A 13,736-nucleotide genomic window follows, 5' to 3' on the forward strand; every position below is an offset into this window, starting at 1 on the left:
CCTCAGCGCCCTCCTCCAACCACCAGGCCGGAACCCTCAGACTTTAAAACGTGCCACTGTCTGGTGCAGCGCCCCTGCCATCTGCGCCAGATCGTGACCCGCGGTGTGAGTATGTTGGGCACCCAACAAGACCTGCTCGGACAAGTTTCGAATCCCCATCAGATTGCGATCCACCTCACGCGCCACCAACGCCTGCTCTTCCGTGGCGCTGGCGATCATCATGTTGCGCTCATTGATCTGCGAGATTGACCGGGTGATTTCATCCAATGCAACGCCCGACCGTTGCGCCACTTCAAGGGTGGTCCGAACCAGGTTGCTGCTGCTTTGCATGGCCGTTACCGCATGGCCGGTATCCAGACGAATGTTGCCAATCATCTGCTCGATCTCTTGGGTGGACTCTTGGGTGCGATGGGCCAAGGCGCGCACTTCATCGGCGACCACGGCAAAACCGCGTCCGGCATCCCCGGCGCGGGCCGCTTCAATGGCCGCGTTGAGGGCCAGCAAATTGGTCTGCTCGGCGATGCTGCGAATCACATCCAGGACCTTGCTGATGTCCTGCACCCTGCCCGCCAGTTGCTCGATGCGTTGCGAGGTATCGGTGACGCCATTCGCCAGTTCGCCGATTGAAACCACGGTTTCCTGAACCTGTTCACGCCCGCGCTGCGCGGTTTGTTCGGACTGCCGGGAAGCCTCGGAGGTGCTCACCGCATTGCGCGCCACCTCGTCGACCGCAGCGGTCATCTGGTTCACAGCGGTAGCCGCCTGCTCGATCTCCAGCCCCTGCAATTGCAGATTGCTGCTGGTCTGGCTGCTGACCGCACTCAGTTCTTCGGAGGAACTGGCCACCTGGTCAACCGAGGCCGCGATGTGTCTGACCATGGCATTGAGACTTTGCTGCATCTGATGCATGTTCATCATCACGCTGCCGCCGTCACATGAGCTCACGGGCACCTGAATCGTCAGGTCGCCCTGAGCCATTTGACTCAAAAACCGTGCGGCATCATCCGGCTCGCCACCCAGTGGCCGGGTCACACTGCGCGTGACGATCACCGCGGCGGCGATGACCAGCGCCACACAGAACAAAAATAACCCGAGCATATTGCGCCGGGCATCGCTGTACAGTGCCTGCGCCGACTGTTCACGGTCGGCGAATATTTTGCCTTGCAGCGCCATCAACTCATCCAGGCTTCGATAGACCTGGAGTTCGGCCGGCACGACTTTTTGTTTCAGCTGTGCCATAGCGTCATCGAAGGCCCCTTGCCTGATCAACACCTGCACTTGAGTGAACGCCGCAACGTAGGCTTCGCGATTCTTTTTCAGCGCGGCATAAGCGGTTTTGCCCTCTGGCAAATAGAACAACGGTTCAAGCGTTTCGAGCGCCTGAGTGATCCGTTTCTTGGTGGCGTCGATCGACTGCTGCACTTGCTGATTGTCTTTATCGATCAGCAAATCCCGGGTGTTCCTGGCGTTATCGCGCACGCCGGTGGCGATGACCATGATCGGGTCGATCTTCGGCCAGTCCTGCTTGACGATGACCACCGCCTGCTCCTTGAGCGTGGCCAGATCGTGCAATGCGTAAAACGCCATGCCCATCAGCGCCAGCGGTGCGATTGCAAAGCCGATGACGATACGATGTGCCGTACTTAATAATTTGGCCATATCAAATGCTCCCCGTTTGATACCTGCCCGATAGGCAGCGCATTTGAAAACCTAATGGTGGATGTCACCGCTAAACGTTAAACCTCAGCCTCGGTTACCCCCGTAACACGAAGGCTGGAAACAACTCGCGCATGGCCTCCCACAGCTCAGATAGCAAGGCTTGTGCCGAAACACTCGGCAACAGCGGATCGAACATCCGTTCAGTGCGAACCAGCTGCACGGCGAAGCGTTTGACGCCGAGCTCGTTCAGACGCTGTGCCAGGATCAGCAGACGCGCCGGCTCGAACAGATGCCAATGCACGGTGGTGCGACATTCATAGTCGACACCGCTGGCCAGCAGATGCTCAAGGCTGCGCCAGTTGGCGGTTCCGCTACCCTCGACCCGAGTGATGGCCTGGCAATCCTCGGGCAACGCCTTCACATCGAAGCCGACCCAATCGGCCCCGGTCAGTGCCTTGGCGAACGCTGCGGGTTTAATGCCGGCGCTGTGTAAACCGATGCGAAACCCCATCGCCCGCACCTCATCCATGGCGCCGAGCAAACCGTCTTGCAAGGTGGGCTCGCCGCCACTGAACACCACCGCATCGAGCAGGTCCTGACGCCGTTGCAGAAACGCCAACACCCGCCGCCAATCCACTTCGTCTGTGCCTCGAGGCGGGATCAACTGCGGGTTATGGCAGTAACGACAACGCCAGGCGCAACCCTGGCAAAACAACACGCAGGCAAGCTGTCCCGGATAGTCGATAGTGGTCAGGGGCACCATGCCCCCGACCCGAAGCGTTCGACTCATTGGCGCCCGGCCAGCGCCGCGCTTTCAGTGAAGTGCACCCGCTCGCGGTGCTCCGACTGTTTACCCGGATTGAACGCCGACACAGGACGGTGATAACCCATCACCCGGGTCCAGACTTCGCAGCGTTGACGTTGAGCCTGAGGCAGTGTTTGCGATGCAGTCATGGTGAAGCTCCTTGCAGTTGAGTGGATCGAAATCAATGAACGGTGCCGAGTTTCTGTTCTCGCAGCAGCAGTGCTTCGTCGCACTTTGGGCAGAACTCATGCTCGCCATCGAGGTAGCCGTGCACCGGGCAGATGGAGAACGTCGGGGTCACGGTCAGGTAAGGCAGGCGGAAGCGGCCAAGGGCCTTGCGCACCAGTTGCTTGCAGGCCTGAGTCGAAGAAATCCGCTCGGCCATGTACAGGTGCAAGACCGTGCCGCCGGTGTATTTGCATTGCAGCTCGTCTTGAAGTTCCAGCGCCTCGAAAGGGTCTTCGGTGTAGCCCACGGGCAGTTGCGAGGAGTTGGTGTAATACGGCGCTTGCATGCTGCCGGCCTGGAGAATGTCGGGGTAGCGCTTGAGGTCTTCCTTGGCGAAGCGGTAGGTCGTGCCCTCGGCCGGTGTCGCTTCCAGGTTGTACATGTGGCCGGTTTCTTCTTGAAAACGCAGCAGCGTGGCGCGCACATGGTCCAGCATCTTAAGGGCAAACTGCCGACCGTGGTCGGTGTGCATGCCCTCCTCGTCACCGGTGAAATTGCGCAGCATTTCATGCATGCCGTTGAGGCCGATGGTGGAAAAATGGTTGCGCAGGGTTCCCAGGTAACGCTTGGTGTACGGGTACAAACCGGCATCCATGTGGTGCTGAATCACCTTGCGCTTTACCTCCAGGCTTTCCATCGCCAGTTCCATCAATGTGTCCAGACGCTGCAGCAAACCGCTGGTATCACCCTTGAACACATAGCCCAGACGCGCACAGTTGATGGTCACCACGCCGAGCGATCCGGTCTGTTCCGCCGAGCCGAACAAACCGCCGCCACGCTTGAGCAACTCGCGAACATCCAGCTGCAAGCGGCAGCACATCGAGCGCACCTGATTGGGCTGCAGATCCGAATTGAGAAAGTTCTGGAAGTACGGCAAGCCGTAACGCGCGGTCATCTCGAACAGACGGTCGGCGTTTTCACTGTCCCACGGAAAGTCATGGGTGATGTTGTAGGTCGGGATCGGAAAGGTGAACACCCGCCCTTTCGCATCACCGGCCTGCATCACCTCGATATAGGCGCGGTTGAGCAAGTCCATTTCGACCTGCAGGTCGCCGTAGGCAAACGGCATTTCCTCACCGCCGATGCAGGGAATCTGCTCACGCAAATCCTGCGGACAGACCCAGTCGAACGTCAGGTTGGTAAAGGGCGTCTGAGTGCCCCAGCGCGAGGGAACGTTAAGGTTGTAGATGAACTCCTGAATCGCTTGGCGCACTTCCTGGTAGCTCAGCTTGTCCTGACGCACATAGGGCGCCAGGTAGGTGTCGAACGAGCTGAACGCCTGGGCGCCTGCCCATTCGTTTTGCAAGGTGCCGAGGAAATTCACCATCTGCCCCAGGGCGCTGCTCAGGTGTTTCGGCGGGCCGGCTTCGACACGCCCCGGCACACCATTGAGCCCTTCGTGCAACAGGGTGCGCAGCGACCAGCCGGCGCAGTATCCGGCGAGCATGTCCAGATCGTGCACATGCAAATCCGCCTCGCGGTGGGCCTTGCCGATGGCCTCGCTGTAGACCTCGTCCAGCCAATAGTTAGCGGTGACCTTGCCCGACACGTTCAGCACCAGACCGCCCAATGAGTAACCCTGATTGGCATTGGCCTGGACGCGCCAGTCTTCACGGTCCAGGTACTCGTTCATCGAGGTCGCCACCTCGACCATGGTCCGACGGTCGCGACGCAAACGCCCGTGCTGTTCGCGGTAAACGATGTAGGCACGCATAGCGAGGAAAAAACCGGCGTCCATCAACACCCGTTCAACACGGTCCTGGATTTGCTCGACATGCAGCCTCGGCAAACCTTCAAGTCTGGCCAATACCGCGTGAAGCAACCCTTCGACCTCAACCTCGCCATACTCCCCCGTCGCCTTGCCGGCGGCGATCAATGCCTGACGGATTTTGTCGGCATCGAAGGCGACCTGACTGCCATCGCGCTTGTGCAAGCGGTTACATCCTACTGCGATCAGCGTGCTCTGCATTTGGCCTCCAGACACTACATATAGATGTTTAACTGAAAATAGACACAACATGCGGTGAAGGCTACGGACAAACTGCAGATATGCAATTGATCGATATCAAGATTTACCGGCAAAAAAAACCGCCCAGATGCGGGGCGGATAAAAAATACTTTGGTCAGCGACGATCCAATGTGGGAGCGAGCTTGCTCCGGGCGGCGTTCCGACGATGACTGCAGTACATTCAACATTGATGTTGGCTGTTCTACCGCTATCGCGAGCAAGCTCGCTCCCACATTGGTTCTCGGTGTTTTACAGAATGCACAGATCAGCTCAACCGCCACTCATGTTCATGAATCGCACAATCTGCACCTCCCCGTCGGGGCTGAAGTCATGGCGCAGTGGTTTGCCACGCAGCGCTCTCTGCACCGCGTTGATCACGGGTTGGTCATCCAGCGGATAACGCCGCAGCAATCCGCGTAAATCCAGGGCATCGTCCTGGCCCAGACACAGCAACAGCTTCCCTTCAACAGTCATCCGCACCCGATTACAGCTGCCACAAAAGTTGTGGCTGTTGGGCGAAATGAATCCGATCCGGGTCTCGGCATGGCGTTCCAGACGCACATAGCGCGCCGGTCCGCCGCTGTTTTCGGTGCTGTCGAGCAACCGATGCTGGCTGGCGATCAGCGTGCGCACTTCGTCGCTGGAACAAAACGACTCGCCCCGGGAACGACCGACGTCGCCCAAGGGCATTTCTTCGATAAAACTGATATCGATGCGCTGATCGATGGCGTATTGCACCAATCCCAGGACTTCATCGAAATTGCGTCCTTTCATCACCACACAGTTGAGTTTGATCCGCTCAAACCCTGCGTCCCGCGCCGCTTCGATGCCGTTGAGCACTTGATCGAGGTCGCCGTTACGGGTGATCGCCCGAAACTTCTGCCCGTCCAGGCTATCGAGGCTGATGTTCATCCGCTTGACCCCGGCGTCGACCAATGGCCGGGCCAGACGGCCCAGCTGCGAGCCGTTGCTGGTCATTACCAGTTCGCGCAAACCGGGCAAGGCAGCGATGTTGCGGCACAGTCCGACAATGCCGGGACGGATCAGCGGCTCACCGCCGGTCAGACGGATTTTGCGCACACCCAGGCCGACGAACAGTGTCGCCAAGCGCTGCAATTCCTCCAGGGTGAGCACCTGCTGACGCGGCAGGAAGGTCATGTTTTTCGCCATGCAATACACGCAACGAAAATCACACCGGTCCGTGACCGACATCCGCAGGTAATCGATCTGCCGCCCAAAACCATCCTGCATCACAACGTTCATCACTTCTCCCGGTTTACGCAATGCTCACTGCACCAGCGGTGAGTCGGCGCCCTGTAAGTGGATGCCGCGAATGTCGGCCGCACCGATCAGGGTTTGCAGGTATTGCACCAGCGCTTTCTGCCACACGCCTTGCTGCAACTGCGTGCGGATCGCCGTCGACACCACTTCATAGGGTAATGGCATGCCTTCGATCCGCTGATCGACACTGACCACATGCCAGCCGTAACGGCTTTCCAGTGGTTTGCTGGCCAGGCCCGGAGCCAGGGTGAACAGCTGACGTTCCAGTTCGGGCACGGTCTGGCCCTTGCTGATTTGTCCCAAAGAACCGCCTTGAGCCTTCGACGGGCAGGCCGAATATTTCACCGCCAGCTCGGCAAAACTACCGGGGAATTCTTCCAGGCGCTGCAGCAGGATTTGTGCCTGATCATGCGCCAGCTCGCGGGCCTCGACATCGTCCGGTGCACATTCGAGCAGGATGTGCCGCACCGCCAGCAACGGCGCGCTGTGGAAGCGTCCGCGATTGTTTTCGTAGTAACGAAGACTCGTTTCCTCGTCGCATTGAGGCACTTTCACCTCACGTTCGAGCAGCAAGCGAGTAGCCGCTTCCTCTTCATTCTCACCGGCGCCGATCTCCAGCGACACACCGAGCTCGGTGATGCGCTGCTGCAACAACTCGCGGATCACCAGTGCCCTGGCGGCCAGGTAGACCGCCTCCTCACGGCTTTCGGCCGGGTGGTATTGCAGCTCCTGGGCCATCGCCTCCGGGGTGATCGACACCTCGTTGACGCTGATGATCGGCCATTCCTGTTCACTGCTGGCGATCAACTGCGCCGGGGCGTCATTGGCCGCGGCGGGCTCAACCGGCAGTGCTTCAAACTGCGCCTCTGCGACCGGCGCGATGTCGAAAACGTCCTCGGCTTTTTTTGAAGAACCGCAGCCACCGCTGCCCCCGTTACCACCACCACATCCACATCCACCTGACATGATTGTCTCCTCAGTACTTCTGACGAACGATTTGATAACGACGGCCCAGGTACCAGATCGGTGCACTGATCATGTGTACGAGACGGGTGAAGGGGAACAGCACGAACAGGGTCAAACCGAGAAACACATGCAACTTGTAGATCAGCCCGACCGGCGCGATGGACGCCGCCGCTTCCACCGGACGCAACAGCACGGTGTTCTGCGCCCAATCGGCGAGCATCACCATCACCGAGCCGTCCATGTGCCCGGTGGACGCAACGATGGTCAGCAGACCGAGCAGCAATTGCGCCAGCAGTACCAACAAAATCAGGATGTCCGAAGGACTGGAGGTGGCGCGTACTCGTGGGTCGGTGAGGCGCCGGTTGACCAGCATCAGCAGGCCAATCAGGCACAACAGACCGAAGAACCCGCCGGAAACCATCGCCAGCAACTGCTTGTTCTCAGTACTGATCACATGGTGATAAATCGATGCCGGGGTCAGCAGGCCGACGAAGTGCCCGGCCAGCACGAACAACACACCGATGTGGAAGAAGTTGCTCGCCACGCGCATACCGCGCTGGTTGAGCATCTGGCTCGAACCTGCCTTCCAGGTGTACTGCGACAAATCGAAGCGCGCCCAACTGCCAATCAGGCAAACCGCCAGGGCCACGTAGGGATAGACCCCGAACAACAACAGGTTCCATTTAGACATTGCCCACCTCCTTGGCTGGCACGGCGGCCAGCCCTTCATGCTGAAAATCCACCCAGTGCAACGGCACCGCGCTTTCTTCCCGGGCCTTGCCCGGTGCGCTTGGCAGCGAACTGCAACGGTCCTGCTGTTCGGCCTGGAGAAAGTCCACGGCCTCCTCTTCCCAGATCTTGTCGAGGGCTTCGAGGGAGTCATCGCGAGGTTCCGCCGCGACCTGCGCCCGCAGGTCGGCCACCGCTTGATGCGGCTCAGCCCCGGCAATTTGCAGCAGCGCCCGGAAGCAGCTGGCATAGGCGCTCTCGCGCTCTTCCAGACGTGCGGCGAGCAAGGCCAGCAAGTGCGAAACATCCGCCAGGCCCTCGCGGGCCTCGATGTCTGCGCGGGTGGACAGGAACTCCAGGTACAGCGGGATGTAATCGGGCAGCTCTTTGACGCCGATGGCAAAACCGGCTTCTTCGTATTGCGCCATCATGTCGACCATCGCCTGGCCACGGTCGCGGGATTCACCGTGCACATGCTCGAACAACAGCAGCGACAGTGAGCGCCCCCGACCGAACAGCGCACCGTAGTGCTCCTGCCCATCCATCAGGTCATTGGCGCAGATCAGCTCGAGCAATTCGAACAACGCACCGCGCTGCGTCGGGCTGATTTCCCGTGACTGGATGATCGCTTGCTCCAGCTCGTCGCGACCGCCAATCAGCGTCTCGGTCGGGTAATCGAGCAGCAGCGAAATCACTTTGAGAATTTGCATGCTCATTCCTCCCACAACTGGACGGTTTTCAGGATGTCGCGGCGGTTGGCTTTCTTGGCGCCGAACATGTTGGTGTCGGAGCTGCCGCTACAGCCGCTGCCGAAACTGAAGCCACACCCGGAACGCTCAGCGAAGGCGTCGCTCATGGCGTCTTCACGGTGGGCGCTCGGTACAACAAAGCGGTCTTCGTAGTTGGCGATTGCCAGGTAGCGATACATCTCCTCAACCTGGGCCACGCTCAGGCCGACATCCGCCAGCACTTGCAGGTCTTGAACACCGTCGACTTGCTCGGAACGTTTGTAGGCGCGCATCGCCAGCAAGCGTTTAAGCGCACGCTTGACCGGTTTTTCATCGCCCGCCGTCAACAGGTTGGCCAGGTACTTCAATGGAATGCGCAGGCTGTCGACGTCCGGGATCACCCCGTTCATGCCCACGGTGCCAGCGGTGGCCGCGTTCTGGATCGGCGACAGCGGCGGTACGTACCAAACCATCGGCAAGGTGCGGTATTCCGGGTGCAGCGGCAGTGCGAGTTTCCAGTCCACGGCCATTTTGTAGACCGGCGAACGTTGCGCGGAGTCGATCACCGATTGCGGGACGCCATCTTCCAGAGCCTGACGAATCACCGCCGGGTCATTCGGATCGAGGAAGATCTCCAGTTGTTTCTCGTACAGATCCTGCTCATTGGCGGTGCTCGCCACTTCGCTGATGCGGTCGGCGTCATACAAAAGCACACCAAGGTAGCGGATGCGCCCGACACAGGTTTCGGCACAAACGGTCGGCATCCCGGCTTCAATACGCGGGTAGCAGAAAATGCATTTCTCGGACTTGCCGCTTTTCCAGTTGAAGTAGATTTTCTTGTACGGGCAGCCGCTGATGCACATCCGCCAGCCACGGCATTTCTCTTGGTCAATCAGGACGATGCCGTCTTCTTCACGCTTGTAGATCGCCCCGCTCGGGCAAGCCGCTGCACAAGTGGGGTTGAGGCAGTGCTCGCACAGGCGCGGCAAATACATCATGAAGGTGTTTTCGTACTCGCCGTAGATGTCCGCCTGAATCTTGTCGAAGTTCTTGTCCTTGCGGCGCTTGGCGAATTCGGTGCCGAGGATTTCTTCCCAGTTCGGGCCCCACTCGATTTTTTCCATGCGCTTGCCGGAGATCAGCGAACGCGGGCGCGCGGTAGGCTGATGCTCGCCCAGCGGCGCGGTGTGCAGGTGCTGGTAATCGAAGTCGAACGGTTCGTAGTAGTCGTCGAGGCTCGGCAGGTCCGGGTTGGCGAAAATGTTCGCCAACACGCGGAATTTACCGCCGATGCGCGGGTTGATCGTGCCATTGGCATTGCGGATCCAGCCGCCCTTCCACTTGTCCTGGTTCTCCCATTCTTTCGGGTAGCCGATCCCGGGTTTCGATTCGACGTTGTTGAACCATGCGTATTCCATGCCTTCGCGGCTGGTCCAGACGTTTTTGCAGGTGATCGAACAGGTGTGGCAACCGATGCATTTGTCCAGGTTCAGAACCATGCCGATTTGTGAGCGAATCTTCATCTCAGTTCTCCTCGATATCGGTCGGCAGGGGACGCGGCAGGTCATCGCCGGACGAACCATCGAGCCAGTCGACTTTGGACATTTTGCGCACCACGACAAATTCGTCGCGGTTGCAACCGACCGTGCCGTAATAGTTGAAACCGTAGGCTTGCTGGGCGTAGCCGCCGATCATGTGGGTCGGCTTGAGCACCACCCGGGTGACCGAGTTGTGGTGGCCGCCACGGGTCTTGGTGGTTTCCGAACCGGGCACGTTCACGATCCGTTCCTGAGCGTGGTACATCATCACCATGCCGTCCTTGACCCGTTGGCTGACCACCGCGCGGGCGGTCAGTGCACCGTTGATGTTGAAGCACTCGATCCAGTCGTTGTCCTCGATACCGGCGCGTTTCGCATCGTTCTCCGAGAGCCAGACAATCGGCCCGCCACGGCTGAGGGTGAGCATTAGCAAGTTGTCGCTGTAGGTGCTGTGGATGCCCCATTTCTGGTGCGGGGTGATCCAGTTCAGGACGATTTCGATCTCGCCGTTGCTGCGCTTGCCTTTCACCCCTTCGATGGTGCGGGTGTTGACGGGCGGGCGATAACTCATCAGTTGCTCGCCGAACGCCTGCATCCACGGGTGATCCTGGTAGAACTGCTGGCGACCGGTGATGGTGCGCCACGGGATCCCTTCGTGAACGTTGGTGTAGCCGGCGTTGTAGCTGACGTGATCGTCTTCGAGACCCGACCAGGTCGGGCTGGAAATGATCTTGCGCGGCTGTGCCTGAATGTCGCGGAAGCGGATCGCTTCGTGGGCCTTGGACAGCGCCAGGTGACTGTGGTCGATGCCGGTGAATTCCGACAGCGCGGCCCAGGCTTTGACGGCGACCTGGCCGTTGGTTTCCGGCGCGAGGGACAGAATCACTTCAGCAGCATCGATCGCCGTGTCGATTTTCGGCCGACCCTGGCTGATACCGGCATCGCCTTCTTTGTGATTGAGTTCACCGAGGAATTTCACTTCGTCTTCGGTGTTCCAGTTGATGCCTTTGCCACCGTTGCCGTGTTTCTCCAGCAATGGTCCGAGGGACGAGAACTGTTTGTAGATGTTCGGGTAGTCACGCTCCACCACGTGCAGGTTCGGCGCGTTTTTGCCTGGCTCCGGTGCCACGCCGGCGCTTTTCCAGTCGATGCCGCCAAACGGTTGGGCCAACTCGCCGACGCTGTCGTGCATCAACGGGATCGTTACCAGGTCCTTCTCAACGCCCAGATGCCCTTCGGACATGCTGGAAAACGCCTTGGCGATGCCTTTGTAGATTTCCCAGTCGGAACGCGATTCCCACGCCGGGTCGATGGCGGCCGACAACGGGTGAATGAACGGGTGCATGTCCGAGGTGTTCATGTCGTCTTTTTCGTACCAGGTTGCCGTCGGCAGCACGATGTCGGAATAGACGCAGGTCGAGGACATGCGGAAGTCCAGCGTGGTGACCAGATCGAGCTTGCCAATGGCACCCTCGTCCACCCATTCGGCTTCTTCCGGTTTGCAGTCGCCGACCTGGCCGATGTCTTCGTTCATCACCCCGTTCTTGGTGCCGAGCAGGTACTTGAGCATGTACTCGTGGCCCTTGCCCGAGGAGCCCAACAGGTTGGAACGCCAGATAAACATGTTGCGCGGGAAGTTGACCGGGCTGTCCGGCTGTTCGCAGGAGAAGCGCAGCGAACCGTCCTGCAGCGACTTGACCACGTAGTCTTTAGGGTCCATGCCGGCCGCCGCCGCGTCGCGGCAGATGTGCAAAGGGTTAGTGTTGAGCTGCGGTGCGCTGGGCAACCAGCCGGCGCGTTCGGCGCGGATGTTGTAGTCCAGGGCATGCTCGGGGAACTGTGATTTATCGGCCAGCGGCGAGAGCACGTCGTGCATGCTCATTTTCTCGTGACGCCATTGCGAACTGTGGGCGTAGAAGAAGCTGGTGCCGTTCATTTGGCGAGGCGGACGGTTCCAGTCCAGGCCGAACGCCAATGGCAGCCAGCCGCATTGCGGACGGAGTTTTTCCTGACCGACGTAATGCGCCCAACCGCCACCGGTCTGGCCGACACACCCGCAGAGCATGAGCATGTTGATCAGCCCGCGGTAGTTCATGTCCATGTGGTACCAGTGATTCATCGCCGCGCCGACGATGATCATCGAGCGGCCCTTGGTCTTGTCGGCGTTGTCGGCGAACTCACGGGCAATCTGGATGGCTTTCTCGCGGCTGACGCCGGTGATCTGTTCCTGCCAGGCCGGAGTGCCAGGCACCGAGGCGTCGTCGTAATCCTTGGCCACGTTAGCGCCGCCGAGGCCGCGATCGATCGCCAGGTTGGCGGCCGACAGGTCAAACACAGTGGCGACTTTGGCCACGCTGCCGTCCGCCAGCACCACGTTGTGCACCGGCACGCGGCGGTATTGCACGGCATCGCCGGCCACGTGCTGGAAGTGCTCGTGGGACTCACCGGCAAAATACGGGAAGGCCACTTCGGCGACGTCATCACCGATCAGGCTCAGCTTCAGATCGATCTCACGGCCTTCGCCACCTTCACGGGGAAGGATGTTCCACTTGCCCTTCTCGCCCCAGCGATAACCGATGGAACCCTGAGGGGAGACCAGTTCGCCACTGACATCCAGGGCGATGGTTTTCCATTCCGGATTGTTTTCCTGGCCAAGGTTGTCGGTCAGGTCACTGGCGCGCAAAAAGCGGTCCGGCTGATAACCGGCGCCCGGAGCCTTGTCGACCATTTGCTTGAGCAGCACCAGCACCGGCAGATCTGTGAAGCGCTTGGCGTAGTCGGTGAAATAGGCGCTCGGTTTGTCCAGGTGAAATTCTTTGAAGATCACATGGTTGAACGCTTGGGCCAGCGCCGCATCGGTGCCCTGCTTGGGGTTCAGCCACAGATCGGTGAGCTTGGCGACTTCCGAGTAGTCCGGAGTGATCGCGACCGTCTTGGTGCCCTTGTAACGGACTTCGGTAAAGAAGTGCGCATCCGGGGTGCGGGTCTGCGGGACGTTGGAGCCCCAGGCAATGATGTAGTTGGAGTTATACCAGTCGGCCGATTCCGGCACGTCGGTCTGCTCGCCCCAGACCATCGGCGAGGCCGGTGGCAAGTCGCAGTACCAGTCGTAGAAACTCAGGCAGGCGCCGCCGATCAGTGACAGGTAACGCGAGCCTGCGGCATAGCTGACCATCGACATGGCCGGAATCGGCGAGAAACCGACGATCCGGTCCGGACCGTATTGCTTGATGGTGTAGACGTTGGCCGCGGCAATGATCTCGTTGACTTCCTCCCAGTTGGAACGAATGAAGCCACCCATGCCGCGCTTGCTTTTATAGGAGTCGGCCTTGGCCTTGTCCTCGACGATGCTGGCCCAGGCTTCGACCGGCGCCATGGTCTGCCGCGCATCGCGCCAGAGTTTGAGCAATGGCTTGCGAATTTTCGGGTACTTGAGCCGGTTGGCGCTGTAGATGTACCAGCTGTAACTGGCACCACGGGGACAGCCACGGGGCTCATGGTTAGGCAGATCGTTACGGGTACGCGGGTAGTCGGTCTGCTGGGTTTCCCAGGTGATCAGGCCGTTCTTGACGTAAATTTTCCACGAGCAGGAACCGGTGCAGTTCACCCCGTGGGTGGAACGCACGATCTTGTCGTACTGCCAGCGTGAACGGTAGACGTTCTCCCAGTCGCGAGACTCTTTGCGGGTCTCGCCATGACCGTCGGAAAACTCGTTTTGCTTGCGATTGAAAAACTTCAGTTGATCCAGTAAATGACTCACGGTGTAGTCCTCTCAGGCTTGCTGCGGGGTTCTG

10 protein-coding genes and 1 pseudogene are annotated in these 13,736 nt (G+C 59.6%); all 11 read right to left on the reverse strand.

Annotated elements, in window-relative coordinates; translation table 11 throughout:
• Positions 1-36: 36 nt before the first annotated feature.
• Positions 37-1,098 (reverse strand): methyl-accepting chemotaxis protein, encoded by a 1,062-nt coding sequence (locus ACYZT3_RS15980; RefSeq protein WP_462032381.1) that lies wholly within the window; start codon positions 1,096-1,098, stop codon positions 37-39.
• Between the two features lie 30 nt (positions 1,099-1,128).
• Positions 1,129-1,659, reverse strand: a pseudogene (locus ACYZT3_RS15985) (MCP four helix bundle domain-containing protein); the annotation flags it as partial.
• Between the two features lie 94 nt (positions 1,660-1,753).
• Positions 1,754-2,449, reverse strand: coding sequence for an anaerobic ribonucleoside-triphosphate reductase activating protein (locus ACYZT3_RS15990; protein WP_462030268.1), 696 nt, complete (start codon positions 2,447-2,449; stop codon positions 1,754-1,756).
• Positions 2,446-2,613 carry an anaerobic ribonucleoside-triphosphate reductase gene (gene nrdD / locus ACYZT3_RS15995; protein ID WP_017338867.1) on the reverse strand — a complete coding sequence of 56 codons (168 nt, stop codon included), beginning with the start codon at positions 2,611-2,613 and terminating at the stop codon, positions 2,446-2,448. The genes ACYZT3_RS15990 and nrdD overlap by 4 nt, the downstream gene beginning before the upstream one ends.
• A 32-nt stretch (positions 2,614-2,645) precedes the next feature.
• On the reverse strand, positions 2,646-4,661 hold the full coding sequence (locus ACYZT3_RS16000; RefSeq protein WP_462030269.1) for a ribonucleoside triphosphate reductase: 2,016 nt from the start codon (positions 4,659-4,661) through the stop codon (positions 2,646-2,648).
• A gap of 309 nt (positions 4,662-4,970) precedes the next feature.
• Complete coding sequence (gene moaA / locus ACYZT3_RS16005) at positions 4,971-5,963, reverse strand: GTP 3',8-cyclase MoaA (protein ID WP_282375814.1); 993 nt, start codon at positions 5,961-5,963, stop codon at positions 4,971-4,973.
• A 24-nt stretch (positions 5,964-5,987) separates the two neighbouring features.
• On the reverse strand, positions 5,988-6,947 hold the full coding sequence (locus ACYZT3_RS16010; protein WP_462030270.1) for a peptidylprolyl isomerase: 960 nt from the start codon (positions 6,945-6,947) through the stop codon (positions 5,988-5,990).
• A 10-nt stretch (positions 6,948-6,957) separates the two neighbouring features.
• Positions 6,958-7,638, reverse strand: coding sequence for a respiratory nitrate reductase subunit gamma (gene narI, locus ACYZT3_RS16015; protein ID WP_282375816.1), 681 nt, complete (start codon positions 7,636-7,638; stop codon positions 6,958-6,960).
• The gene (narJ, locus tag ACYZT3_RS16020) at positions 7,631-8,386 is read right to left on the reverse strand and encodes a nitrate reductase molybdenum cofactor assembly chaperone (protein WP_462030271.1); all 756 of its coding nucleotides are present in this window, start codon (positions 8,384-8,386) and stop codon (positions 7,631-7,633) included. Before narJ ends, narI begins: the two co-directional genes overlap by 8 nt.
• Before the next feature lie 2 nt (positions 8,387-8,388).
• A complete protein-coding gene (gene narH, locus ACYZT3_RS16025; protein ID WP_123366640.1) occupies positions 8,389-9,927 on the reverse strand; it encodes a nitrate reductase subunit beta in 1,539 nt (512 codons plus the stop codon).
• Between the two features lies 1 nt (position 9,928).
• Positions 9,929-13,702 carry a nitrate reductase subunit alpha gene (locus tag ACYZT3_RS16030; RefSeq protein ID WP_462030272.1) on the reverse strand — a complete coding sequence of 1,258 codons (3,774 nt, stop codon included), beginning with the start codon at positions 13,700-13,702 and terminating at the stop codon, positions 9,929-9,931.
• Positions 13,703-13,736 lie beyond the last annotated feature (34 nt).

The organism is Pseudomonas sp. MDT1-16 (assembly GCF_054898115.1).

Excerpts from the sequence above, each read along its gene's own strand:
- ACYZT3_RS15980 (WP_462032381.1), bottom strand. The coding sequence starts at position 1,098 with ATGCTCGGGTTATTTTTGTTCTGTGTGGCGCTGGTCATCGCCGCCGCG.
- narJ (WP_462030271.1), bottom strand. The coding sequence starts at position 8,386 with ATGCAAATTCTCAAAGTGATTTCGCTGCTGCTCGATTACCCGACCGAG.
- narH (WP_123366640.1), bottom strand. The coding sequence starts at position 9,927 with ATGAAGATTCGCTCACAAATCGGCATGGTTCTGAACCTGGACAAATGC.
- narI (WP_282375816.1), bottom strand. The coding sequence starts at position 7,638 with ATGTCTAAATGGAACCTGTTGTTGTTCGGGGTCTATCCCTACGTGGCC.
- ACYZT3_RS15990 (WP_462030268.1), bottom strand. The coding sequence starts at position 2,449 with ATGAGTCGAACGCTTCGGGTCGGGGGCATGGTGCCCCTGACCACTATC.
- ACYZT3_RS16000 (WP_462030269.1), bottom strand. The coding sequence starts at position 4,661 with ATGCAGAGCACGCTGATCGCAGTAGGATGTAACCGCTTGCACAAGCGC.
- nrdD (WP_017338867.1), bottom strand. The coding sequence starts at position 2,613 with ATGACTGCATCGCAAACACTGCCTCAGGCTCAACGTCAACGCTGCGAA.
- moaA (WP_282375814.1), bottom strand. The coding sequence starts at position 5,963 with ATGAACGTTGTGATGCAGGATGGTTTTGGGCGGCAGATCGATTACCTG.
- ACYZT3_RS16010 (WP_462030270.1), bottom strand. The coding sequence starts at position 6,947 with ATGTCAGGTGGATGTGGATGTGGTGGTGGTAACGGGGGCAGCGGTGGC.